This is a genomic window from Pasteurella pantherarum, from assembly GCF_049670885.1.
Classification (GTDB): domain Bacteria; phylum Pseudomonadota; class Gammaproteobacteria; order Enterobacterales; family Pasteurellaceae; genus Pasteurella.
Window position 1 is genome coordinate 979,767 of sequence record NZ_CP187173.1, and the last position, 25,125, is coordinate 1,004,891.

Sequence of the window (25,125 nt, forward strand, 5' to 3'; positions counted from 1 at the left end):
TTTATACCTCATTGCTTTCTTTTTGGATAAACTGTTGATAAATAACCGTCTTTATTAATAACCCATTCTACTTTCACCCCTGATTTTGTTGTCCCTTCCCACTTGTCCTCAGTATTTGCTACTCTAGACCTGTTCCTAAACGCATGCTCCAACTCCACTTTCAACCTATCCTCTGTCCATGTTTTTGGAAACATCATAGAAGCACTGTCTTGATTTTTTCCCCTTTTCTCCAAAAATTTTGGTGCGGTAGGATCGGTTTTAGCTTTCGGGTTAGGGATCAACACCCTCGCTTCATAAACCCCATTTGGGTATTCCTTAATCACCTTATCCACAACCACATTGCCTAAGGTGGTGTGTCTTCACGCTCCCATGTAAAAAACAATCAATTCTCAAAGCAAAACGTTTTTGAAATTGACCGCACTTTTAAAGCTAACATCAAATATGCTAGTAAGCTGAACTCTAAAGGAACATTTATATCACTTTATCTTAATTATTATTTTTAATAGAAATATTTTCTAGATTCAATAGTACTCTTATATCCTCATTCAAATAAATAAAATAATTACCCAAATTTTGTAAAACAATTGCCATTTTTATCAAATCAGAATCTAAATTTAATAATTTATCTTCATTAAGGTTTGACGTTGCTCTTTTCAACAATATTTCTAGTTCATTTAAATAGACCGTTTCCAAGGGTAAACAAATGGCTAGACAACAGGTATGAGGTTTGATCTAATAGCTCAGCTTATTTAACATGACACTTGGAAAACAGTTGGAAAACATAACAACGCAAGTCATCTTGTCACTTTTTATATGAGGCAGAAATGAAACTAGAAGTCTGTATTGATAACATTGAATCCGCCATGATTGCAGAACAAGCTGGAGCTGATCGGCTGGAACTCTGCACTTGTCTCTCGGTAGGTGGTGTAACACCCAGTTACGGTTTGATTGAAAGTGCGGTCGATTTGGTCAATATTCCTTGTTATGTCATGATTCGTCCTCGTGCGGGGGATTTCCTTTTTAATACCTTAGAAATTGACATGATGGTCAAAGATATTCAGATCGCCAAACAATTAGGGGCACAAGGGGTGGTCATTGGTGCTTTAACCTCAAATGCTGAAATTGATTGCCAAACGAGCCAGTTATTAATACAAGCAGCAGAAGGGCTTGATGTGACTTTTCATCGTGCATTTGATTTATGTAAAGACCCGTTTAAAAGCCTAGAACAGCTGATTGAGCTTGGTTGTGACAGGGTTTTAACTTCAGGACAACATCGCACGGCACTTGAAGGAAAAATCCCCTTAAAACGATTCGTAGAACAGGCTAAACAACGTATTCAAATTATGGCGGGCGCTGGCATCTGTGCCGAAAATCTCCAAACCTTAATTGACGATACTGGAGTGAATGAAGTGCATCTTTCAGGCAAAGGGTATCGTTTAAGCACAATGCCTTTGCTCACAAACGCTATCATGGGCAATTGCCGTGAAGAAGATCAAAAAATTTGGCGGACAGATTTTGAAAAAATCCAACATGTGCGTCAGATCTTGGATGATTATCGAGAAAAGTAAAAAAAGAAAATGAGTTGGTCGATAAGCCGAGTTCTGTCGTGGACAATCATTCCTCTAGGCGTACATTCGCACATACGCTCAAGCAACCTACCCGAATCCTGAGCGGGCCACCCATTGGATTCCTATTTGGTCTTGCTACGAGTGGAGTTTACCCTGCCGTGAACTGTTGCCAGCCACGCGGTGCGCTCTTACCGCACCCTTTCACCCTTACCAGTCGGAACTGGCGGTCTGCTCTCTGTTGCACTTGTCGTGGGCTCACGCCCCCCAGGCGTTACCTGGCACTCTGCCCTGTGTAGCTCGGACTTTCCTCTCGTTTACTTGTCCCACTAGGTCGTCATAAGACGGTTAAGGGCTTCAATAAACCAGCGATTGCCTGACCAACTCAAGGGGCGAAGTATAACGGAATTCCAAATAAAAAGACAGGCTTATTTAATCTTTTTCTCAAACAGACCGCACTTTTCCCCCTTTCCTTTATAACGAATAACATCAGGCATAAATTCAGCAGGAAAAAAACCAAATGACGAAAAATCTTATGTTATAATCAGCCCAATTTTTATATGGATAAAGGACTCAGAAATGAATTATTTACAGATCGCTCGTGAAACCTTAGCCGTTGAAGAAAAAGCCATTGTACGTTTAAGCCAACACCTTGACCAACAATTCAATGATATTGTGGATCTCATTTTACAATGTCAAGGTCGATTAGTGATTGGGGGAATTGGAAAATCAGGTTTAGTCGGGAAAAAGATGGTTGCCACCTTTGCCTCGACAGGAACACCAAGTTTCTTTTTACACCCGACAGAAGCCTTTCATGGCGATTTAGGCATGCTCAAACCGATTGATATTGTTATGCTGATTTCATATAGTGGGGAAACCGACGATGTGAATAAACTCATTCCTAGCTTAAAAAATTTTGGCAATAAAATTATTGCTCTGACAGGCAACCTCAACTCAACCCTCGCAAAACATGCCGATTATGCATTAGATATCAGTGTCGAACGTGAAGTTTGCCCTAATAATCTCGCCCCCACCACCTCTGTTCTGGTGACCATGGCATTAGGCGATGCCCTTGCCGTATCTCTGATTAAAGCCCGTAATTTCCAACCTGCCGACTTCGCACGCTTCCACCCAGGTGGTAGTCTTGGTCGCCGACTACTTTGCCGTGTCAAAGATCAAATGCAAACAAGATTGCCTATTACCACATTAACCACCTCATTCACAGATTGCCTCACCATTATGAATGAAGGCAGAATGGGGGTCGCCCTCGTGATGGAAGAAAACCAATTAAAAGGCATTATTACCGACGGCGATATTCGTCGAGCGTTAAGTGCAAATGGTGCCGCAACCCTTGAAAAAACCGCACAAGATTTAATGACCCGAAACCCGAAAACCATTCATGCAGATGCATTTTTATCCGAAGCTGAGGCATTTATGAAAGCGACAAAAATCCACTCCCTTGTTGTGGTGGATGATAAACAAAAAGTGGTCGGTTTAGTGGAGTTTTCAAGCTAATGATGACAAAAAAATTACAAAAAATTAAATTAGTGATTACCGATATTGACGGGGTACTGACCGATGGCCAGCTCCATTATGACGCCAACGGTGAAGCCATTAAAAGCTTTCATGTACGAGATGGATTAGGCATTCGAATGCTCATGGAATCAGGCATTCAAGTGGCAGTGCTCTCAGGTAGAGACTCCCCTATTTTGCGTAAACGCATTGCGGATTTAAAAATTCCCCATTTTATTCTCGGTAAATTGGAAAAGGAAAGTGCCTGCTACCAACTCATACAACAAGCACAAGTCAGTGCCGAAGAAACCGCCTACATTGGTGACGACAGTGTTGACCTTCCAGCATTTGCTGTATGTGGGGCTTCTTTCGCCGTTGCGGATGCCCCACAATATGTCAAAGAAAAAGCCGATTACGTCTTACAGCTTGGTGGAGGAAAAGGAGCCTTCCGTGAAGTCTCGGATATGATTCTTGCCGCACAAAATAAAAGCGAAATCTATACCAGCTCACAAGGATTCTTGAATATAGCGAAAAACATGACGCAATAATATGAGGAAAAGCAATAAAAAAAGAGACGAAATGAAGGAAATGACGACCTGTTTAGTACAAATCTCATTTGTTTTGTCAAATCACTTTCTCTAAACCTCATTTACGGTTAGAATTGTCCAATTCAGTTGTATGCGGTCGGTTTTGCAAAATTTTTCAGAAATAGACCGCACTTTTTACTAGGATAAATTATGTCGATTACATTATCTACCAAACAAAAACAATTTTTAAAAGGCATTGCTCACCATTTAAATCCCGTGGTAATGATAGGGAACAATGGCTTAACCGAAGGGGTGCTTGCCGAGATTGATAACGCACTTGAGCATCATGAATTGATCAAAGTGAAAATTGCAGGAGCCGACCGTGAAGTGAAGCAGTTAATTATTGAAGCGATTGTGCGTGAAACCCAATCAAGTGCCGTACAGACCATTGGTCACGTGTTAGTGTTATACCGTGCGAGCAAAGATCCTCAAATCCAATTACCACGTAAATAATTCCCCCAATACCATAAAGGCGACGATTGGATTATCCCCAGTCGCCTTTTTGTCATGTAAACCCCTCTCAAAATTCACCGCACTTTATTTTTACGCTGTGTGATATGTATGCTTCACCAAAACTTAACGCTTTTGATAACCCCGAACAGGTGTTTGGCGACAAAAGACAAGCCACAATCACGCTTATCATAAGCCTCCTCGGTGTCAATAATTTCTTGGTAATGAGGGTCGATTATGGGTTTAGCGAGAAATTCATCCCATTTTTCTAATAAATAGATAAGTTCTTTTCGACTAATCACAACATAGGTTGTCTCTTCAGGATCATAATCTTCTGGCTCACACCCATCTTCATAGAGCCAATATCCAATTTTGACATTATCATAGTCTATCAATGCATCTATGGCATCTACACCAATATAACAATTCGTGATTGAGTCATTATATAAATCTTCTAACATATAATTCTTTGTATACTGTGAATAATATCTAGAGCAAAAATAACTTACATATATACATATATATTCATCGCATTCTCTATCTTCACTCATTCGATATGGTATACAAATAGGAAATACATCATTATTATCAAATGGATCGTGAGTATATGAAAAAATAAGTTTCATTAATTCCTCCATTATTTAATTTATAGCTGGATCGATAGTCTTAACGTTTCCATTTTGTATATACCATTTTACCTTAACACCCGATTCAGTTACACCACTCCAACTATCTTTTTATTTAGATTGAATGCTATGTTTAAACGCATACTTCAACACCACTTTCAGCCTATTTCCATATCAGGATACATTATCACTTTAGGTTCTAAGAATCCTTAAATTTTTACACCAGATGGTGCAATACCTGCCATATTTTCTTATCATTATTAATAATTACAATCCTTGTTTTATAAGCTTCACTCTCTTCAAACTCTAAGACAAATTTATTTTAAACATCATCTAATAAAAACAGAAAATTCTGGAAAAATTGACAACTCAATTTGCATGCATTCTAAAAAAAATGACATGAAATTACCATTCTCATCTAATAAAATACTTTTTAAATTCTCTTTATATAAGTCAAAACATATCTTACCTTCATGATAAATAATAATACGCAAAGAATTTATGGTTCTATCAAAGCTTAAATTTAACTTCATAGTTTTATCTTTATGATGAAAAACACAAGTTTGAATAAACTCTTCAATTTCACAATCACAACCATACATTGAAATAAACTCATTGCAATTCGGTATATCATATACATACATTTTTTAATTTCTTCCTTTTCATTTTGTCCTTAACAACCGCTTTAACAAAAAAACAGTCAATTCCTCAAAGCAAAACTTTTTTAAAATTGACCGCACTTTATTTTTACGCTGTGTGATATGTATGCTTCACCACAACTTAACGCTTTTGATAACCCCGAACAGGTGTTTGGCGACAAAAGACAAGCCACAATCACGGTCATAAATACCCCCCGCTAGCGCTCGTCTTTGACGAGTGCTTCAATCAAACCACACGCCAGTGAACACAACAGAATATCAATTGCTCACATCATATCCATGATACAAAAACGGTCAATTCCTCAAAGCAAAACTTTTTTGAAATTCACCGCACTTTATTTTTACGCCGTGAGATATTTATGCTTCACCACAACTTAACGCTTTTGACAACCCCTAACAGGCGCTTGGCGACAAAAGACAAGCCACAATCACGCTTATCATAAGCCTCCTCGGTGTCAATAATTTCTTGGTAATTCATATCAGTAATAGGTCTTTGGTAAAAAGCGATCCATTTTTCCAGTAAATAGGTAAATTCTTTACGAGGGATTACACGGGCATCCGTATCTCTCTCATCAACATCATCAGGAATGTCCTCTTCCTCCAAGCCATCTAACAGATAATAGCCCACTTTTATTTGATCGTGATCTATCAAAGCTTCAAATGCCTGTGAACCAATCCATTCCCAAGTAATCGTTGGATCTCGAAGCTTCTCTAATACCTCACTCATCCAGCTTAACCAGTCTAACGAACCAAGATAATCAGTAATCACCCCATCATTTTCCTCATTATCACTTTCATAAACGCAGCAAGCTTTATATGGACGATTATTATATGTGCCATAACTAAAAAGAACTTTCATTTTATTCTCTCCATCAATTTATTACTGGATAAACTGTTGAAATATTACCACTTTTATCAAATTGATATATCACTTCAACGCCTGATTTTGTTGTCCCCTTCCACTTATCCTCGAATCCTTCAACTTTACTTCTATTTTTAAATGCATATTCCAATTCAATTTTCAACCTATCCTCTGTCCATGTTCTTGGAAACATCATAGAAGCACTGTCTTTGTTTTTCCCTAGTTTCTCCAAAAATTTCGGTGCATCAGGATCAGTTTTCGCTTTCGGGTTAGGGATCAACACCCTCGCTTCATAAACCCCATTTGGGTATTCCTTAATCACCTTATCAACAATCACATTGCCTAAGGTGGTCTACTTTCACTCTCTCATGTAAAAAACAATCAATTCTCAAAGCAAAACGTTTTTGAAATTGACCTCACTTAAAATATTAGTCCATAAATAACGCTTAAAAAATACAATACATTAATTAAACAAATACCTACTCATAACCATTTGGATAGCGTTCATCACAATCGTAAAGCATATCTAAAAATGCCTCAAAATTTTCTGCCATAGGAAATAATAAATGTCTGCATTTAAATTTATAATGGTTTATATATTAATCTTACTTTATCTGTTGCAAAATCTCTTATAATTAAACATTCTTGATTAAAAATAAACAATATAGGACACAAGCAAGAAACATGATGGAAATTCTCTACTATTTCCTTTAAATTAGCTTGAAATATAGGTATATTTATATCATCCGCTAAAACAAAAAAATCATTTGAATAATATTCTTTGGGGAGCATTTCTATATGCTCATATTCCTTATAATGAGCTAAATTGAAATCAATCCAATTATCCTTAATAGGATATGTATTGAGTAAGTCTATAACTTTCTTTTCATTTTCTTTCGTTATAACAGATATAGAATTATGTAACGCTATTTTACATTCATTAAATAAATTCATTTTCATTCTCACTTATTTAACTGTTTTAAGTAACGTTTAAAGTCATCCTGATTCCCTTCAAAAGGAATTACTTCTTTAATGCCTTTATTGCCTTTTCCTTGAGAAAAATCAAATACATTTATATACATACCTTTTTCCTCATCATAATCTACCCGCTAGCGCTCGTCTCTGACGAGTGCTTCAATCAAATCACACGCCAGTTAACACAAACATTGATATCAATTGCTCACATCATACCATGATACAAAAACGGTCAATTCCTCAAAGCAAAACTTTTTCAAAATTGACCGCACTTTTGCCGATATCCCTCAATAAGTCAGAAAACAGCTATTCCCGTTTTGGTGACCAAGGTTTGGCATCGGGTTTGCTGTGTTTTTTACGCCATTCCACACAAAGCGGTTTATCCCATTCCAATTCATTTTCACAGTAAGGACCATCCTTCAAATACCAGCCTTTTCTCTCTAAACAAAGGTTGACTTTTGGATTACCTGACTCCCCCACAAAGGGATCCATCCCACAAGCTCGCATTTCTTTATCACGATGAACCACCCATTGATAAAATCGCTCTTCTTCGGGGTATTTCTTCAAATGAGGATAATCTGGTGCCCGCCATTTAAAATAGCGGGCAGGAGGTTGGAATCCCTTACCAAAAGAACAGCCTAGTAATAATATACTGGTTATACATAACAAACTGATTATGCTGTATTTTTTCATATATCCTCCTTATTGATTGTCCACTTTTATCTCATTCAAAAATTGTTTTTTCTGGTTGAATAATGCATTTATGTTTGTGCTGTGTGATATTTTTGCGACTTGAAAGCCTAGACACTCCACAAATTACACTAATGTGTAAAAGAGTATCATTAGAATGATATCCAATTTCTTATCTTTTCTTATAAATACTCGTAGAATATTCAAATGCATCCATCACCGCTTTCCCTAGTTCTTCATCGGATAAATCAATTGGATATGTAAATTCAATTGCTTTACCATAGCGATCTCGAGCAGTACCAAATGTGCCTAATCCATCTTGATGAGATGGGGTTATATATAGAATATTATTATTTATACTGACACTTAAGAAAAGAGTATCTTTACAGATCTGTCTATAATTTTTATATCCATATATTCTCATAACATCTTTATTTAAATTTTCCTGAAAAGAAGAAAATAGATCATCATTATTCCAATAATACTCAAATTCTTTTCCAGATATCTCTCTGCTATTTTCCAACTCCAAATAAATAGCTTCACCTAATTTCTTTAGACAGGTAGTTGTATCTAAAAAAACAGGAGATTTATTTATATTAGTCATACTTACTCTTCCTATTAAATAGCTTTGAATGGAAATATATTTACTAGTTTTTTCTACAATCACATCTTTCTTCATTATTACTTAACCTCTTTTAAGATAATTCGCCCCCCCTAACGCTCGTCTTTGACGAGTGCTTCAATCAAACCACACGCCAGTGAACACAGACAGGATATCAATTGCTCACATCATATCCATGATACAAAAACGGTCAATTCCCCAAAGCAAAACTTTTCTGAAATTGACCGCACTTTAATACTTAAATTAAATCTGATTAGAAAATATACTTGTCATTGCCTTCCTTTGCTACTCCAAACAATAAGTCATCTTTTTCTCATAATCTATTCTAAATTCTGGTTTTTCTGCGATCAAAAAACCACTTTCTCCTTGACAAAAAAGATGAAGACTCGGTTTTGATGTTTTATTTTTTGAATCAAATGCCATCTCTTTAATTTTTTCTAAAATCTTAATGCGGTTTTCTATATCTGAATAATGAGGAAAAAAACAGTCAAAATAAACCCATCCATTATCCGCCCCCCCGATTGTTTATACTCACCTTCCATATGAATAATTTCTGTCGTTAAAGTGCGATAAATCCGCCTTGTTTCCGCTTCTATGGCAAATTGTTTTTTAGCTGGTCCACCAAGAAACACATACCCATTACCTAATATAATCAAGGCAATAAGTAGGATTTTAAAACGCGTTATTTCCATTATTCACCACCTCATGTTCCTACTTTAAATGTGCTTTATTAATTATACGCCCTACAATAACAGCTGCCCTGAGATCTATTTTCTATCAATTTTTATCAAATACCCCATCTTTAACGAGTACTTAAATAAAACTACAACTTGTGAACACAGGTAGGGCACCTATTACTCATCTCTCAAGCTGGCACTCGTGTGGACACGAGTGCTATCTCTGGGCTTTAATAACACTAAGAAAAGATAGAGAACTCAATAGAAAACTATTTATTTTAATCTTAAGTAATTCTTAATTTTAATACATTGATGTTTTTATCAATAACAACCATTTCATTTTCACCTCCCCATAAGTCTTCTAAAAAAAATAAAACTGACTTATTATTATTTAGTTTATAATTTATCCACTTTTCATAATTATCAAAAAAAATGTCATTTCCCCCTAAAGAAAAATATAAATAATCGACATCATTTATCAGCTTAATCATAAACTCTATGTGCTCAATATCGACCTCAGCATATCCTACCATATTCAGCTTCGAATTAGATTCATAAAAAAGTTCCTTTCTATTATAAAAAAAATCAATATTAACACCTGAAAAATTTAGTATTCTCCAAATACCTTTAAACTTGATGCTTTTTTGATTTGGCTGTTCAGATAGTTGAATAACAAAACTTAATTTTTTTTCATTTGGATAGTTCAATGCTAAAAAATTTTTTAGAATCCAATACTTTCCTCTAAAAGAATCCATATTTAGCACTTCAAAACTTATCGCTGAAACATTATGAAATGGAGTAAAGTACTTTTGAGGGAAATTTGCTATATCATTTTTCTTTCTAATATCTGTTGCTTTTCTTACAACAACATCATTTATAATCATAGTGATTTCCTTTTTCGTCGTTAAAGTGAGGTCCCCTATTTTGAGGATCATTCTCACCATAAAAATGTCCTCTTGAGTCATCCCTAATATGTGCTTTTCTGCTTCCACCACCCCACCGCTAGCACTCCTCTTTAACGAGTGCTTCAATCAAAGCATACGCTAGTGAATACAAACAGAATATCAATTGCTCACATCATCTCCATGATACAAAAACGGTCAATTTCTCAAAGTAAAACTTTTTTGAAATTGACCGCACTTTTACGATGGATATGCGTTTAAGTTTATATTAAAAATAATATACGCCCCCGATACTTAAGATAGTGCCTTCTTTTTTCCCCTCTTGAATCGATAAGCTGTATTTTGATTCTAAGGTGAAATTATTGGTGATTTTATAGGCTAACCCAGCATCAAAAAGTGTATTATGTTTTGCTTGCATTGCCCCTTTGATCAGGATATTGCTTGTGGTATCTCTAAATTTTGCATCAAAATCAAACTGTTGTGGATTTGGCGTATATGCATGTGCGATATTGGCAAACAAGCGTATTTTCTCAAAATCTAATGCACCACGAACGCCCACAACAAAAGCATTCACATCATAACGTTTTTTATCTGAATGAATACCAAAGGCAACATTTTCGCCAAATTGTCCTCGTGAAATGATGCTCATCTCACTGGCAAAAAAAGGATTTAAACTCACTTTATTCATAGCAAGTTGTGTGCCTAATTCAGTATAAAGGTGATAAATATGACTTTGATAAGAGGCGGTTGTCGGTTTATCAATCACCATGCGATCCACTTTGCTGTCAGCCTTTGTCATACCCACTCGGCCACTGAGATAGAATGGACCAAAATCATAGGCACCATAAAGCGATAAACTGGTGTGCTTGCTCTTGATACTGCCCGCATTTTCATTCAGTGTGGCATGAGTATTGCCGACGACCACGGCGGCGCCTAAAGTCATGTCATCAAATTTACCATCCACCCCAAGTTGTGTCCCTGTTGTGCTAGCCTGTAGGTGAGAATAGCCCGTTTGACGTATGTGATTTTTCGCATATAGCCCATCTGCCCAAACCCCACTTTTCTCTGAGGTCAACAAGGAGGCAATACGTGTGCTTAATGTGCGATTGAACACTTGACTTTGTTTGAACATCAAATTTTGGCTAGACGCATAAATTTCGCCAGACAAGGATTTTACAATTTGTGGTAAATCGTTAACATCGGCTTGCATAATCTTCGCCACAGCGGCACGCATATCGACGCTCATCAGTGTCGCATAGCTTGGCTGGGCATCCGTTTTGGCGGTATTCTCTGCTAATTCATCCAATGCTTTATCTATATTTTCCCCTGCACTAAAAATACTTGCGGTGATAGGGTAATTAATCTCTTTGAAGATATATTTAGTGTCATTTCTCTTGTATTCAACTTCAATATTATTTTCTTTTTTACCCAAATGAGAAATATTAATATATTTAGAGACATTTTTTGATACGGCATAATCACCATCATAATTCTCTATTTTGTTTGCTTTAATAATCGTTTTTTGAGTGGTTTTAGTTCTTGATGGAAGTTCAGTATTCTCAATATCCGCCACAATGTAGCCATTGCCCATATCTAGCGTGCCTGTAACCTCAAGTTGAGCCGTATCAATATCAATCGCAATTTTGGCTTTATTGGTGCCTTTATAATTTCCAGTTAGCTTAAGCCCTTGTCCATACACGCCGAGCTTTCCGCCATCATTGTTCAAGACATAGGTACCCACATTGTCTTTTTCATTTCCAATGGTAACCTGTGAATTGGAGTTTCTCGCAATTAATGCACCGTGCGGTTGGATTTTTACTTTCGAATGACTAAGTGCCCTTGAAAACTCCAATGCCCCATTTTCGATGACCGTATCGCCCGTATAACGATTATCCCCTTTAAGATATAGGGTACCCGAACCTTGTTTACGAATACCTGCATCACCCACTAAATCATTTGCCCAAGTGAGCTTCTCTTTTTTCTCATAGAGGCGATGATCAAACTTTACGGTAAGAAGGTCATTTGTATCTCGATTGGTTAACAAACGTTTGTCTAATCGAGCAGGACCGAGTAATGCTCTGTCATTATTCAGTAGCCCCCAGCCAAATTCTGGGCTCGGTCCCTCCGTTAAATCTCTAGTCCCTATTTTATTGGCGGTGGATAGCACCGTCACCACCACAAGATGGTTGTCCATCCAAGGGTATTTATTCCACACATTTGCCACGGTGGCAGTCACCGCAGGTGTGGCAAATGAGGTGCCCAGAATCGTATGGTAACAACCGCGAGGCTTTTTGCTATCCTCTGGTGGGCATTCCTCTTGAGGAAGAGGAATTTGATAATCCCCTAAGGCGGTGATCCCCCAGTTTTGGGCCTCCTCTCCGATTTTATTTGAGTAGGTCGTCTTTTTATTAAAATCCTGTGTCGTAGCTGCCACGGTAATCCAACCATTTCGAGCATTTTGATCATGCGTTGGGTGGCGTGATTCCAACGATGCCAACTCCAAACTTTGGTTACCTGCAGCCCAAATAAAAATCTTATCTTCGTTAGCCAGTTTGCCTAGCTCGTTCACATAGCTCGCTTTAGATGCTCCCTTATGTGAAGCTGTTCCATAAGAATTGTTAAAAATTTTTACGCCTTTTTTGATCAAACGTTGATAATGATCGATATTCACAGAAACTTGTCTCGCTTGTACTGAGTGGTCATTTGAAGAATATCGTTTACCTTCTATTGCAATTGATTCCCCGTGCATTTTGGACTGATCGTTGGTTATGGCAATAACCTGTGCCACCATGGTGCCATGATCACGTTTATCTGTCTCAGCTTTACCTTCTTGGTTAATAGAAAGCATTCGAGTTTTGAGTGTTGTTTTGTCTCTTAATCCTTTAGATTCATAAAAAAACGTATCTACAATCCCAATATCCTGTATTTTGCCTTCATCACTTTGCACTAGCGTTGGGATGGTTTCCTGATATACACCCAAAAAATGTGCTTGGGAGTGGGCAAATCTCTCTTTATGCTGATCTTGCAATGCGGTTAGTGTATTGGTCGTCAAATGCACATGATTCGCAATAGTTTCCGTTACTGTATGGGTTACTTCAGCAAGCGAATTGAAAGAAGAAAGTGCAGTAACAGTTGGCGTAGATGAAACCTCGCCCGCTAAACTAGGCGACACTTGAGGTGAATTGACATTTTCTGAAGGATTCACTGGTGCAGATGAGTGAGAAGGGGCACCACCACCTCCACCGCCACCACAGGCGACAAGCATACTAGATAGGATTGGAGTGAGAATTTTATAGGTATTCTCGTTGGTAATTTTCGATCTTATTTTCATTGTAAGTCCTTTATTTTTCTTTTATTCCATAACACACTCAATCAATCTCCTTATTTGATTAAGTTGGGCGAGATCATAGCATAATTTCCCTGATAAAAAACGTGGCTTATATCAAATTTAGGGGCTCTCCTAGATAAAGACTAAAAACGCTATTTAGGTTAAGAATAGCCAAATGAGAAAAAGTCGTTTAAGTCAGGAAGTCATTAAGTTAGACGAACACCCTGCACATTTGTTGGATAATGTACAGCAAGCCAATTTCGAGGAAATAAATTCAGCTAAAAATATGCTGATACCGAGAAATAATGTTGGAAATCCGCCTAGAACATTTAGCCCCAAGAACTAAAGTAGAGATCATCAAAGAATTATATAATGGTAATGTTGATAGAGTACTCAGTAAAATCGATAGTGCAGGAAATGTCATGACCTACCGACTAGATAAATATGCGAATAAGATTGGTATATGGCCGTAAACGTAAAAAAAGGAAAAGCAAATGAAACTTAGAGATAAGTTAAACACATTTGAGAATTATAACAAAATGATTACTTTCAATAAAAAAACAATAGCTGAATTTCGAACAAATATTTTGGCTTTGGAATACGATGAACACAATGGTATTCAACGTTATCCAAACCCTAATAAAGATATTATTGAAAGTACCAAACGAGCTATTTTAATGTATCAAGAAGATATTATGCTCGCCACCTACTCGTCAGGCTATGATATAGATACTTTTAATCTTGAATACAAGAAAGTACTAGAAATTATGTATGAGATATGGAAGCACACAGGTGGGTATACCACAATGTTAAATATACTTTCAATAGCAATTATTTTAGATTTAAAAAATGAGCAGAGAACACTATTTGATCTATTTAATCAACAGAATAAAAAAGATAAGTTTCAAATTAAGGATTTTTTATTGGATTTTCTTTTTAAACAGAATAATCTTGAACATAAGATTTATCCTGATTTTATGATTGCTAAACCTTATTCTTTATTGAAAGAAGTCATTGAATTATCAAAAATAGATAAAGCTAAAGCGGTTAAAAAATTAAAATCCTATTTACAAAAAAATTGGTTTCCCGCTCTAAAACGCCAAGACCTAATCCAAGAAACTCACAAACCCCCTCATGGCACGCATTGTGGCTATTGGTCTTTTGAAAGCGGTGCATTAGTAAAAATATTAGGTTTAGACGATAGCATTCTAAAAGACCAACAATATTATCCTTATGATTTAGTGCATTATAAAAAATCATAAGACTTTTGTTTTTAACAAAGGCATTGGAAAATGCAGTTATGCAAGCAGGAAAATAGATCATATAAAAGCGAGAAGTAAAGGTGGCTCAAATAGCTACAGTAATACACAAGTCTTATCACATAAAGAAAATAGACTAAAGTCTGATAAAGAGGATAATTTATGAAAAAATGGTTATTTAATGATGCTGTTATTGTTGGGCTTCAGGAAATTATATTGCCCCCCCGATGCCACTCGTTTATAACGAGTGGCTTACTCTTTTTCTTCACAACAAGCGGTCACTCTCTCTAAATTTTGCACTTTTTGGGAATAGGACAATACTCCGACCACAGAAAGTGGATTAGCCTATAACCGCTTCTGTTATTACGGCCCAGAAAGTGGGAATTATATTTCGAGTGACCCGATTCATATACTCACAATCCTATTGGGTGGATTGATCCGTTTGACTTATCCAGTTGCCAACTGAACAAAGCCATGGAAAATGCTGGCATAGTGAGACCAAAACACTCAGTAGCACATAATATAATTCCTGAAGGAGCAGTTAGTGCAGAACCAGCGAGAAAGATATTAGATAAACATAAGATTGATTATAACTCTACTATAAATGAAGTATTACACAATGGCAGACATCCTAATGAATATATTGATGCAATTAATAAGCGTATATCTGAAGCTGATGTTATAAATGGCAAATCGGGGGTTCTAAAAGAATTAAATATCATTAGAGATATATTACAAAGAGTTCCTAGAAATGAATCTTGGAAAACAATACTAACGTAAATTAAGGGAGTTACTATGAAAATATATAAACTGCGTGGAAATCCAACTGATAATAGTTCATTTATTGAAGATTTAGATTATACGGATGAAAGTATTATCGGAAAATCAATGAAACAAAAATGGAATCCATTTTTAAAATACCAGCCTATTTCTTTAGTCTTAACATCAAACGAAAATGGTAAGAAAAATTATCAGTTTGATTTTAGTAGTAGTTTATTACCATTTTGTGTTTTTAGTGAAAAAGCAATTAATGTTTTCGGTGATATATTAAAATCAGGACAAATTTTAGATATCATTACACAAAGTAAGAAAAAAAAGTTTTTAGGATTCTACCCTGTAAAATCATACTCGGGTGTTTTAGATTTAAATAAATCAGAATATGATAGATATCCAAACGGATTTAGAATATATAAATTTGTCTTACACAAAGAGAAACTTCCTATTGACGATCTATTTTGTATAGATGAAAGTATTTCTGAAATTTTTGTGACCGAAAGGTTTAAAAAAATAGTTGAAGATAACCAACTTAACGGATTTATTTTTGAAGAGTTTAACAAAGTTGAATTATCTTAATCTTCTGCTAGCACTTATATCCACATAATCACTAACTTCGCTCTTTAAAAATCCATTTATTTCGAAATGTTCAAGCAGTCATATTTTTATTATTTCTTACAAGTTCTTAATAAAAGCTGACCACTTGTAATTAAAAAGTGCGGTATATTTTAGGCTGAGTTTTGAAAATACGCCCACGATGCCGCTCGTTTATAACGAGTGGCTTACTCCTTCTCTTCACAGCAAGCCCTTAGCGATGGTGGATTTAGCATTAAGCGTTGCCTGTACAAGACACTCCCCCGAACAAAAAATTGCACAAGGCAGCGAAACCGTCTTTGTCCATACATAAAGCCGTTGCCCGTAAAGGCGATAAAACCGAATGCAGTGCAACTATCGCTGAAGGCTCTCCTAATGTCTTTATCGGTTCTGGGCAAGCCACCTATTTAGAAATGAAGTCTGAGTTTACTGGGGCTCAACAGGCGTTATTTTTTGCCGTAGAATCTATGGCTCCACCGACAGCTTTATTAAGTAAAGGCATTGGAAAAGCCATTACACAAGCAGGAAAATCCATCGCAATGCGTGGGGCTTATGTTGGAGCTGCGATTGTTGGTCGAGCTAAACATATATACCGAAAATCGGTTTTTCGATTTAGGCAGAAATTTGCTAGAGACCCCATAAAAGCCTTTAATCCTAAAACAGCTAATAATGTACAGAAAGCCAATTTTGGGGAAATAAATTCAGCTAGAAATATGCTGATACCGAGAAATAATGTTGGAAATCCGCCTAGAAACGATAACTTGGAGAGGATTGGAAATCCTATACCTAACACTCTAAATGACCCAATAAGACGAGGCATTGATGGGATTTATAAGAATAAAACCCCACCTCCGATTTATGTTTTTAATGAAGCTAAATATGGAACATCTAAGTTAAATCCTAAAACTAAAGATGGCCCTCAAATGTCAGACTCTTGGATAAATAGTAGTGGAAGATTACAAAGTCAAATAAAAGATAGAAAAACATTGCGAGAAATTACCGAAGCTATTCAAAGAGGGAATTATGAGAAAGTGTTGCGTAAAATTAATGAAAAAGGACAGGTTTCTAATTTTAGATTAGACTCCAATGGTAAAATAATTAACAGTTGGCCATAGGTGATAATTATGCTTAGAGATAATTTAAATACATTAGATAGCTACAATGAAATAATTAACTTCAACTTAGAATGCATAAATGATTGGAAACAAGATATTTTTTTGCTATTAGATGATAATAAAAAAGGAATTTATAGAAACCCTAGAGAAAATTTAGATATCATTCAATATATCACAAAGGATATAGCTACTTATCAAGAAGATTTGTCTATTGCGATGTATTCCGCAGGATACCCAGTGGAACAATTTAAAAAAGCATTCTTCAAAGAAACAGATTCATTTCTAGCATCGTGGAAATTATCCTATGGATATGTCCAAATCATCCGCTTTTTATCTATAGCAATTATGTTGAACGCAGATAAAAAAATAGTAGATAAAATCATCGAAATGGTAAAAAAAGCTAACCCAAAAGATTTCTTAATAGATGCTCTAGTGTCATATTATGATAAAGACTGGAGCATTAATGAAAGCTTCACCTTTCCAAAACCTTATATTTTTATAAAAGAAATTTTTGAACTGGCAAAATCTGATAAATCAAAAGCATCATTTAAATTAAAATATTATTTAGATAATCTTTGGTATAAAGGGCATAAAGATTGTGGGTGGTATGATATTCATAAAATTAACAAATCTAATTATATTGGCTATTGGTCTTTTGAAAGCGGTGCATTAGTAAAAATACTAGGTTTAGACGATAGTATTCTAAAAGACCAACAATATTATCCTTATGATTTAGTGCATTATAAAAAATCATAAGACCGTTGTTTTTAACAAAGGCATTGGAAAAGCTATTACGCAAGCAGGAAAATCCATCGCAATGCGTTGGGCTTATGTTGGAGCAAATATCACGACTAAAATCAAAAATAAATTTTCTAAAAAAAACAATACATAAATTTTCAATATCAAAAGAACAATTATCTAAAGATACAATAAAAAAAGATAATTTAATGGAAACAGAGGGAGGGGAGTTCATAGGAAAAAATGCACCAGATTTCTTAAAAAAAGGAAAAATCAAAATTAAAACTGAAGTAAGAAGGTAAATCTATGAAATATGACGATCAAAAATGGCACTTGAATGATGATTTCCCATTAGGGTTAGATGAAAAATGCGCCCTTATACATATGGGTTTTTTTATAACTTGGGTTATAGATAGTAATTTAGAAAGTGATTTATTAGCATCAAAATTTCATAATGAAATTAATTTATTAAAAAATAGGGAAATTACAGGTGTGGATTTCATTATTAAGTGTTGTGATAACAAAATATCATCTGATGATCTGAATGATACTGCTAATAAGTTTGCAGAATTTTATTATTCTTCTGATAAATACTTTGATGATTATGTAGATTTATCAGATCCTAATAAAGATAGTATTTTTTTAGAGCCTAACTCTTGGGATAAATATAGTGAAGTTAAGAATATTATAGCAAAACGATATGATAGCTGGCAAAAAACATCAAAAATATAATGAAATCTTCATTCTTAATAAACGAAGGCATCCACCGCTTTACCCCAGCCAAAGATAAAATCGTTCGTGGCGACCCCATCGATGTATTAAGCAGTCACATCGTTGAACAGCGAGTGGATTTCACTCTCGGGCAAACCATTCCCCCCGATGCCGCTCGTTTATAACGAGTGGCTTACTCTTTTTCTTCACAACAAGAGGTCACTCTCTCTAAATTTTGCACTTTTTGGGAATAAAGTGACCCCTTGTCGCCTAAGATTGATAACACCGAATCATCTCGAAACTACCCTACTTATTAACTAACCATATATTTTATCGGTGTAATGGACAAAAAAATTGCCCTTACTGCCAAAATACTGTTATCCATAGACACGGATTGAAAAACAATATTCAACGCTATAAATACCACTTTCTTTGGGCGAGAGTTGGGTGTTTTAGGCTCAAGTGAGAAAGTGTTTATGGTCAAATTGTGAGTACAGAACGTGATGAATATTATTAAAACGCTTAAAGATAGCCGAAAAAACGAATTTTATCGCCGTTTACATTATTGGTATTTAAAGCATCAGGATTATTTAAATGAGCGTTCTGATAAATGTCATGAAAAAGGTTATTTTCCTAATAAACATAAAGGGTTAAGGAGGAGTTTAAGTTAATTATCTAGGACAGCACCAAAACTTTTGTAAAATCTACCGCACTTTCACAAGGAAATTCACGCTTAAGGGTTTCGTTTAAATAAAAAGAAAGAAGAAATGACAAATAAAAAACACCTGCTTAATTCAGCAGGTGTCTTCTTCACATTACATTAAAAAAGCAAGTTTAAATATACTCCACTTCAATAATTTCAAACTCTACTTTTCCGCCTGGTGTTTGAATCGCCACCAGATCATCCACCTCTTTGCCAATTAAACCACGGGCAATCGGGGAATTGACGGAAATTAAGCCTTCTTTAATGTTCGCTTCATCATCCCCGACAATTTGGTATTTGACTTCTTCTTCGCTATCCACATTTAACAAAATCACGGTGGCACCAAAAATCACTTTGCCGTTATTTGGCATTTTGGTCACATCAATGACTTGGCAATTTGATAATTTGCCCTCAATTTCTTGAATGCGTCCTTCACAGAATCCTTGCTGTTCACGTGCCGCATGATATTCCGCATTTTCTTTTAAATCCCCATGCTCACGGGCTTCCGCAATGGCTTTAATGATTTCGGGACGACGAGTATTTTTTAAAAAATCAAGTTCTTGACGTAGTTGTTCTGCACCACGTACAGTCATTGGAATTTGTTTCATAAGTGCTTCTTTCTTCCTTTATAGATAAAACAAAACCCCGACATCGTCAAAAACGATGTCGAAGTCTCAAATTAAAATGTTTGTTGGGTGAGAAAAGGATTTACTCTCTCATAATCAGAGACTATTATTGTTCGTCTAAAAAAAAATAGCAACCTCCAAACTCATTATGTATAAATCAGCCTCTTTTTCACGCATGGTATCCGCCTTGCGTACGCTCGCTTTGGTTATGCCATTCACTTATTGCACCTTGTTCTCATCTTCAGTTCAAGCAGAGGTGGATGTCGCTGCTTTACAGCCCTTATTGCCAGAGGGGACAAGCATGGGCATGATCGCAAAGAATTTGTCGCAAAATAAATTGATTGCCCAATATCAAGCCAATACCTTCATGTTACCTGCAAGTACACAGAAAGTTCTCACCGCACTCACCGCCAAATTAGCCCTTGGCGATGATTTCCACTTTGAAACCAGTTTACTGACCAATGGAAAAGTGCAAGGCAATACCTTAAAAGGGGATCTGATTGTTCGCTTTACTGGGGATCCTGATTTAACCAGTGGGCAACTGTCGCACTTACTTGCCCAATTAAAACAGCAAAAAATCACTAAAATCAGTGGCGATTTAATTTTAGATACAGCCGTTTTTAGTGGGCATGATCGTGGGTTAGGTTGGATTTGGAATGATTTAACCATGTGCTTTAATGCACCGCCCGCTGCTGTCAATATTGACAATAACTGTTTTTATGTGGATCTAGATGCCAACCAAAACATAGGCGAAAGCGTGAAAATCCATATTCCTGCCCAATATCCCGTGCAAGTGTTTGGGCAACTTTATGTGGCTAGTCCGCAAGAAGCCCCTTATTGTCAACTTGATGCCATTGTGAAAGACAATAACCGCTATCAAATAAAAGGCTGTTTAGCTCGCCAAAATAAGCCCTTTGGGTTAAGTTTTGCCGTGCAAGATCCCAGTGCTTACGGTGCGGCGTTAATTCAGCGGCAATTAAAACGCTTAGGCATTGAATTTAATGGTCAAGTCCACACACCGCATAGCCAACAAAAAGGGCAAGTATTGGCTCAACATTTTTCTAAACCTTTGCCTGATTTAATCAAAAAAATGATGAAAAAATCCGATAATCAAATTGCAGATGCCCTCTTTCGTAGTATTGCGTTTCATTATTACCAACGCCCAGCTTCTTTTCAGTTAGGCAGCCAAGCCATGCGACAGATTTTACGCAATAAAGCTGGCATTCAATTTGGCAATAGCATTATTGCTGATGGTTCGGGGCTTTCTCGTCATAATTTGCTTGCCCCACACACGTTATTGCAAGTATTGGAATACATTGCCAAGCACGAGGCACAATTGCAGTTAATGGACAGTTTCCCTATCGCTGGCGTGGACGGAACTTTGAGTGGACGAGGTTCGTTAATTCAACCGCCACTTGTCAAAAATGTCATTGCTAAAACAGGAGCATTAAAAGGGGTATATAATCTGGCAGGTTTTATAACCAATGCTCGAGGTGAAACCATTGCGTTTGTACAGTTTATCAATGGTTACTCAACAGGCGACTTTGAGAGCAAAACCAAACGAGCCCCATTGGTTCAATTTGAAAGCGGACTTTATAATGCCATTTATAAGGAATAATATGCACATTCAACAGCTTTATCTCTATCCAATAAAATCCACACAAGCCTACCAAGTTTCTCAAGCCATGGTGCAATTACAAGGTTTAAATTTTGATCGGGAGTTTATGCTCACCGAACCTAACGGCACCTTTATTACGGCACGCAAAGACCCTGCACTGTTTGCCTTTTCAACCTTTCCCCTTAGTATGGGAATAGCGGTTCATCATCAAGATGGATCCACGTTACACATTTATTATCCTGATTTTCTGCAGCAACATTCTTGTGAAGTATGGGGTAACCATTTTCCATCTTGGGTGGCAAAACCAGAAATCAATCAATGGTTTAGTGAAAAAATAGGACGTCCTGTACAACTTCGTTGGCTAGGTCAACAATCTGCCCGTCATATTAAAAATCATCTCAACAATCCTGTTTCTTTTGCTGATGGTTATCCTATTTTATTAACCACTCATGCCTCATTAAATGCCTTACAACAACATTGTGAACAGCCGATTAACATGAGGCAATTTCGCCCCAATATTGTCCTTGATGGCGATGTGCCGTTTATTGAACAACAATGGCAAAAAATCCAAATTGGTGAAGTGGTTTTTGTGCATAGTCGACCGTGCGAACGTTGTGTGCTCACCACAAGACATCCTGATAATGCTCAAATGGATCCTAAAATGGAGCCATTTCGCACCCTGAAAAAAATCAACACCAATGATCAAGGTAAGCCCTTATTTGGCATTAATTTGATTCCACAGAACACGGGAATCATTCGCGTAAATGATCCTGTTATACTGTGTTAAGTAAAGTGCGGTCTAAAATCAAAAATTTCCTTGAAAAACAAGAAAAATGCACCGCACTTTGCATAGCAAGAGAACGCAACGGAAACCTTGCACAATGGACAATTTTTAATAATTCAAATCCAACCAGTTAAAAATTTTTACTTAATTATAAATAAGTTATTTACTGTCAAGGATAAGGGGCTAAATTTAAAACTTGAATTTTCCAGATTATCCTTTATCTTGTAGCCATCTTTTCAAAGCAACACTATATATTGTGTTTCATATAATCTATTATCTATTTACGGGTCTGCAATAATGAATAAAGCATTGATGGTCACCAAACGTGACGGGCATCTTGAGCCAATTGATCTTGATAAAATTCACCGAGTGATTACTTGGGCTGCTGAAGGGTTAGAAAACGTTTCGGTCTCACAAGTAGAATTACGTTCACACATTCAATTTTATGAAGGCATTCGGACCTCAGATATCCACGAGACCATCATCAAAGCAGCGGCAGACTTAATCAGCAAAGAAAGTCCTGATTATCAATATCTAGCGGCACGTCTTGCTGTTTTTCATTTGCGTAAAAAAGCCTATGGTCAGTTTGAACCACCTCGTCTTTACGAGCATGTCAAAAAATTAGTTCGTATGGGAAAATACGATGCGACATTATTGACAGATTATACCCGTGAAGAATGGGACGAAATGGACGGTTTTCTTGATCACTGGCGTGATATGACCTTCTCTTATGCTGCCGTGAAGCAATTAGAAGGCAAATATTTAGTGCAAAACCGTGTTACAGGCGAAATTTATGAGTCTGCACAGTTTTTATATCTCTTAGTGGCAGCAAGTTTGTTTTGCAAATACCCACAAGAAACCCGTTTAGATTATATTCGTCGTTTTTATGATGCGACTTCAACATTCAAAATTTCATTACCAACACCAATCATGGCGGGCGTACGTACACCGACTCGCCAATTTAGCTCTTGTGTGTTAATTGAATGTGGCGATAGTTTAGATTCCATTAATGCCACTGCCTCTGCCATTGTGAAATATGTGTCCCAACGTGCTGGTATTGGGGTAAATGCAGGGGCAATTCGTGCTTTAGGTAGCCAAATTCGTGGTGGTGAAGCCTTCCATACAGGCTGTATTCCGTTTTATAAATATTTTCAAACAGCAGTGAAATCTTGCTCGCAAGGTGGCGTGCGAGGCGGTGCGGCAACGGTGTTCTACCCAATATGGCACTTAGAAGCGGAAAGCTTATTGGTGTTAAAAAATAACCGTGGGGTGGAAGACAATCGTGTACGCCATATGGATTACGGGGTGCAATTAAACAAATTAATGTACCAACGCTTAATTAAAGGCGGCGACATCACCCTATTTAGCCCTTCGGATGTCCCTGGGCTTTATGAAGCCTTCTTTGCTGACCAAGCAAAATTTGAAGAACTTTATTTAAGATATGAACAAGATCCTGCAATCCGTAAACGTGCGGTCAAAGCGGTAGAATTATTCTCCTTATTAATGCAAGAACGTGCTTCAACAGGTCGAATTTATATTCAAAACGTCGACCACTGTAACACGCATTCTCCGTTTGACCCTACGGTTGCCCCTGTTCGTCAATCTAACCTGTGTTTAGAGATTGCATTACCGACTAAACCATTACAGCATTTCCATGACGAAAACGGGGAAATTGCCCTCTGTACACTGTCTGCCTTTAACTTGGGGACATTAGAGAACCTAGACGAATTAGAAGAATTGGCGGATCTGGCTGTGCGTGCCTTAGATGCCCTGTTAGATTACCAAGACTACCCTGTTCCTGCGGCAAAACGTAGCTCGTTAGCTCGCCGTTCATTAGGCATTGGGGTGATTAACTACGCCTATTATTTAGCGAAAAATGGCGTGCGTTATTCTGATGGAAGTGCCAATGATTTAACCCATCGTACCTTTGAAGCCATTCAATATTACTTATTGAAAGCGTCCATGAATCTTGCGAAAGAAAAAGGGCCTTGTGAATATTTCAATGAAACCACTTATGCCAAAGGGATTTTACCGATTGATACCTACAAAAAAGATATTGATACCTTAACACAAGAACCTTTGCATTATGATTGGGAAACATTACGAAAAGAGATTCAAGAATTTGGCTTACGTAACTCGACCTTAACCGCATTAATGCCATCGGAAACCTCTTCACAAATTTCCAATGCCACTAATGGGATCGAACCACCACGAGGTCATGTGAGTGTGAAAGCCTCAAAAGACGGGATTTTAAAACAAGTGGTGCCTGAATATGAAACCTTGGGCGATAGCTATGAATTATTATGGAATTTACCAAATAATGACGGTTACTTACATTTAGTGGGTATCATGCAAAAATTCGTGGATCAATCCATTTCTGCCAATACCAACTACGATCCACAACGTTTTGAAGACGGTAAAGTCCCAATGAAACGCTTACTGGGTGATTTATTAACCGCCTATAAATATGGTTTAAAAACGTTATATTATCAAAATACCCGTGATGGGGCAGACGATGGTCAAGAAGACATCGATGATGCTTGTGCGGGCGGTGCGTGTAAAATCTAAGTTTACCTCTCGAAAATCAAGGGCAACCCTCAGGTTGCCCTTTTGCTTTTTTGGTATGATGAAAAAAGTGTAATGAACAAGAAGATGAACAAAATATGGGGAAAAAAGCAAGAAGTGGGAAAAAAGCAAAAAAAGTGCGGTGCATTTCTAACATGTTTTGCTTATCACAAACCACCTCAA

At 36.8% G+C, this 25,125-nt stretch carries 27 protein-coding genes, 1 other RNA gene and 2 pseudogenes; 15 read left to right on the top strand and 15 right to left on the bottom strand.

What is annotated here, in order from left to right:
• Positions 1-8: 8 nt before the first annotated feature.
• On the bottom strand, positions 9-332 hold the full coding sequence (locus tag ACPEEM_RS04640; RefSeq protein WP_424403036.1) for an EndoU domain-containing protein: 324 nt from the start codon (positions 330-332) through the stop codon (positions 9-11).
• Positions 333-824: 492 nt separating this feature from the next.
• Here ACPEEM_RS04640 and ACPEEM_RS04645 point away from each other — a divergent pair, with 492 nt between their 5' ends.
• Positions 825-1,568, top strand: coding sequence for a copper homeostasis protein CutC (locus ACPEEM_RS04645; RefSeq protein WP_424407948.1), 744 nt, complete (start codon positions 825-827; stop codon positions 1,566-1,568).
• A 6-nt stretch (positions 1,569-1,574) separates the two neighbouring features.
• Here the strand turns inward: ACPEEM_RS04645 and rnpB are convergent.
• An RNA gene (rnpB, locus tag ACPEEM_RS04650) (RNase P RNA component class A) lies at positions 1,575-1,953 on the bottom strand.
• Between the two features lie 191 nt (positions 1,954-2,144).
• Between rnpB and ACPEEM_RS04655 the strand changes: the two genes are divergently transcribed.
• From ACPEEM_RS04655 to yhbY, 3 genes are all read left to right on the top strand, one after another.
• Entirely contained in the window at positions 2,145-3,080 is a 936-nt protein-coding gene (locus tag ACPEEM_RS04655) for a KpsF/GutQ family sugar isomerase (RefSeq protein ID WP_424403032.1), read from the top strand.
• A 2-nt stretch (positions 3,081-3,082) separates the two neighbouring features.
• Positions 3,083-3,625, top strand: a complete 543-nt coding sequence (locus ACPEEM_RS04660; protein WP_424408223.1) for a KdsC family phosphatase — start codon at positions 3,083-3,085, stop codon at positions 3,623-3,625.
• A gap of 189 nt (positions 3,626-3,814) precedes the next feature.
• Complete coding sequence (gene yhbY, locus ACPEEM_RS04665) at positions 3,815-4,117, top strand: ribosome assembly RNA-binding protein YhbY (protein WP_424403030.1); 303 nt, start codon at positions 3,815-3,817, stop codon at positions 4,115-4,117.
• 113 nt (positions 4,118-4,230) lie between these two features.
• Here the strand turns inward: yhbY and ACPEEM_RS04670 are convergent, their stop codons facing one another.
• The 12 genes and pseudogenes from ACPEEM_RS04670 to ACPEEM_RS04725 all read right to left on the bottom strand — a co-directional run bounded on the left by ACPEEM_RS04670 (position 4,231) and on the right by ACPEEM_RS04725 (position 13,458).
• Positions 4,231-4,740, bottom strand: a complete 510-nt coding sequence (locus ACPEEM_RS04670; RefSeq protein ID WP_424403028.1) for a DUF5376 family protein — start codon at positions 4,738-4,740, stop codon at positions 4,231-4,233.
• A 329-nt stretch (positions 4,741-5,069) separates the two neighbouring features.
• On the bottom strand, positions 5,070-5,384 hold the full coding sequence (locus ACPEEM_RS04675; protein WP_424403027.1) for a hypothetical protein: 315 nt from the start codon (positions 5,382-5,384) through the stop codon (positions 5,070-5,072).
• 454 nt (positions 5,385-5,838) lie between these two features.
• A pseudogene (locus tag ACPEEM_RS04680) lies at positions 5,839-6,258 on the bottom strand (DUF5376 domain-containing protein); the annotation flags it as partial.
• Positions 6,259-6,271: 13 nt separating this feature from the next.
• Complete coding sequence (locus ACPEEM_RS04685; RefSeq protein WP_424407950.1) at positions 6,272-6,598, bottom strand: EndoU domain-containing protein; 327 nt, start codon at positions 6,596-6,598, stop codon at positions 6,272-6,274.
• A gap of 142 nt (positions 6,599-6,740) precedes the next feature.
• A pseudogene (locus ACPEEM_RS04690) lies at positions 6,741-6,833 on the bottom strand (SMI1/KNR4 family protein); the annotation flags it as partial.
• 10 nt (positions 6,834-6,843) lie between these two features.
• Positions 6,844-7,221, bottom strand: a complete 378-nt coding sequence (locus ACPEEM_RS04695) for a hypothetical protein (RefSeq protein ID WP_424407952.1) — start codon at positions 7,219-7,221, stop codon at positions 6,844-6,846.
• Between the two features lie 321 nt (positions 7,222-7,542).
• Entirely contained in the window at positions 7,543-7,929 is a 387-nt protein-coding gene (locus ACPEEM_RS04700) for a hypothetical protein (protein ID WP_424407953.1), read from the bottom strand.
• Between the two features lie 169 nt (positions 7,930-8,098).
• Positions 8,099-8,605: a contact-dependent growth inhibition system immunity protein gene (locus ACPEEM_RS04705; RefSeq protein ID WP_424405738.1), complete on the bottom strand. Its 507-nt coding sequence runs from the start codon at positions 8,603-8,605 to the stop codon at positions 8,099-8,101.
• Positions 8,606-9,006: 401 nt separating this feature from the next.
• On the bottom strand, positions 9,007-9,240 hold the full coding sequence (locus tag ACPEEM_RS04710) for a hypothetical protein (RefSeq protein WP_424405737.1): 234 nt from the start codon (positions 9,238-9,240) through the stop codon (positions 9,007-9,009).
• 269 nt (positions 9,241-9,509) lie between these two features.
• Entirely contained in the window at positions 9,510-10,109 is a 600-nt protein-coding gene (locus ACPEEM_RS04715; protein ID WP_424405735.1) for a hypothetical protein, read from the bottom strand.
• Positions 10,096-10,197 carry an HNH/endonuclease VII fold putative polymorphic toxin gene (locus tag ACPEEM_RS04720; protein WP_424406116.1) on the bottom strand — a complete coding sequence of 34 codons (102 nt, stop codon included), beginning with the start codon at positions 10,195-10,197 and terminating at the stop codon, positions 10,096-10,098. Before ACPEEM_RS04720 ends, ACPEEM_RS04715 begins: the two co-directional genes overlap by 14 nt.
• A 198-nt stretch (positions 10,198-10,395) precedes the next feature.
• Entirely contained in the window at positions 10,396-13,458 is a 3,063-nt protein-coding gene (locus tag ACPEEM_RS04725; RefSeq protein ID WP_424405733.1) for a S8 family serine peptidase, read from the bottom strand.
• Positions 13,459-13,949: 491 nt separating this feature from the next.
• Between ACPEEM_RS04725 and ACPEEM_RS04730 the strand changes: the two genes are divergently transcribed.
• The 8 genes from ACPEEM_RS04730 to ACPEEM_RS04765 all read left to right on the top strand — a co-directional run bounded on the left by ACPEEM_RS04730 (position 13,950) and on the right by ACPEEM_RS04765 (position 18,831).
• Positions 13,950-14,717, top strand: a complete 768-nt coding sequence (locus ACPEEM_RS04730; RefSeq protein ID WP_424407955.1) for a PoNe immunity protein domain-containing protein — start codon at positions 13,950-13,952, stop codon at positions 14,715-14,717.
• A 471-nt stretch (positions 14,718-15,188) separates the two neighbouring features.
• Positions 15,189-15,494 (top strand): AHH domain-containing protein, encoded by a 306-nt coding sequence (locus tag ACPEEM_RS04735; protein ID WP_424407957.1) that lies wholly within the window; start codon positions 15,189-15,191, stop codon positions 15,492-15,494.
• A 15-nt stretch (positions 15,495-15,509) separates the two neighbouring features.
• Positions 15,510-16,067 (top strand): hypothetical protein, encoded by a 558-nt coding sequence (locus tag ACPEEM_RS04740; RefSeq protein WP_424407959.1) that lies wholly within the window; start codon positions 15,510-15,512, stop codon positions 16,065-16,067.
• Positions 16,068-16,324: 257 nt separating this feature from the next.
• Positions 16,325-17,197, top strand: a complete 873-nt coding sequence (locus tag ACPEEM_RS04745; protein WP_424407961.1) for a hypothetical protein — start codon at positions 16,325-16,327, stop codon at positions 17,195-17,197.
• A 9-nt stretch (positions 17,198-17,206) separates the two neighbouring features.
• Positions 17,207-17,953, top strand: a complete 747-nt coding sequence (locus ACPEEM_RS04750; protein ID WP_424407963.1) for a PoNe immunity protein domain-containing protein — start codon at positions 17,207-17,209, stop codon at positions 17,951-17,953.
• A 23-nt stretch (positions 17,954-17,976) separates the two neighbouring features.
• Positions 17,977-18,237, top strand: coding sequence for a hypothetical protein (locus ACPEEM_RS04755; RefSeq protein ID WP_424407965.1), 261 nt, complete (start codon positions 17,977-17,979; stop codon positions 18,235-18,237).
• A 4-nt stretch (positions 18,238-18,241) separates the two neighbouring features.
• The gene (locus ACPEEM_RS04760) at positions 18,242-18,667 is read left to right on the top strand and encodes a hypothetical protein (RefSeq protein ID WP_424402550.1); all 426 of its coding nucleotides are present in this window, start codon (positions 18,242-18,244) and stop codon (positions 18,665-18,667) included.
• Entirely contained in the window at positions 18,667-18,831 is a 165-nt protein-coding gene (locus tag ACPEEM_RS04765; protein WP_424407967.1) for a hypothetical protein, read from the top strand. Before ACPEEM_RS04760 ends, ACPEEM_RS04765 begins: the two co-directional genes overlap by 1 nt.
• 649 nt (positions 18,832-19,480) lie before the next feature.
• Here ACPEEM_RS04765 and greA read toward each other — a convergent pair.
• On the bottom strand, positions 19,481-19,957 hold the full coding sequence (gene greA, locus ACPEEM_RS04770) for a transcription elongation factor GreA (protein WP_424402989.1): 477 nt from the start codon (positions 19,955-19,957) through the stop codon (positions 19,481-19,483).
• A 193-nt stretch (positions 19,958-20,150) separates the two neighbouring features.
• On the opposite strand from greA, the gene dacB reads away from it, so the two are divergent.
• The 3 genes from dacB (at position 20,151) to nrdA (ending at position 24,945) form a co-directional block, all read left to right on the top strand.
• On the top strand, positions 20,151-21,593 hold the full coding sequence (dacB, locus tag ACPEEM_RS04775; protein ID WP_424408225.1) for a serine-type D-Ala-D-Ala carboxypeptidase: 1,443 nt from the start codon (positions 20,151-20,153) through the stop codon (positions 21,591-21,593).
• 1 nt (position 21,594) lies between these two features.
• Positions 21,595-22,380 (top strand): MOSC domain-containing protein, encoded by a 786-nt coding sequence (locus ACPEEM_RS04780; protein ID WP_424405729.1) that lies wholly within the window; start codon positions 21,595-21,597, stop codon positions 22,378-22,380.
• Positions 22,381-22,674: 294 nt separating this feature from the next.
• Positions 22,675-24,945, top strand: a complete 2,271-nt coding sequence (gene nrdA / locus ACPEEM_RS04785) for a class 1a ribonucleoside-diphosphate reductase subunit alpha (RefSeq protein WP_424402983.1) — start codon at positions 22,675-22,677, stop codon at positions 24,943-24,945.
• Positions 24,946-25,125 lie beyond the last annotated feature (180 nt).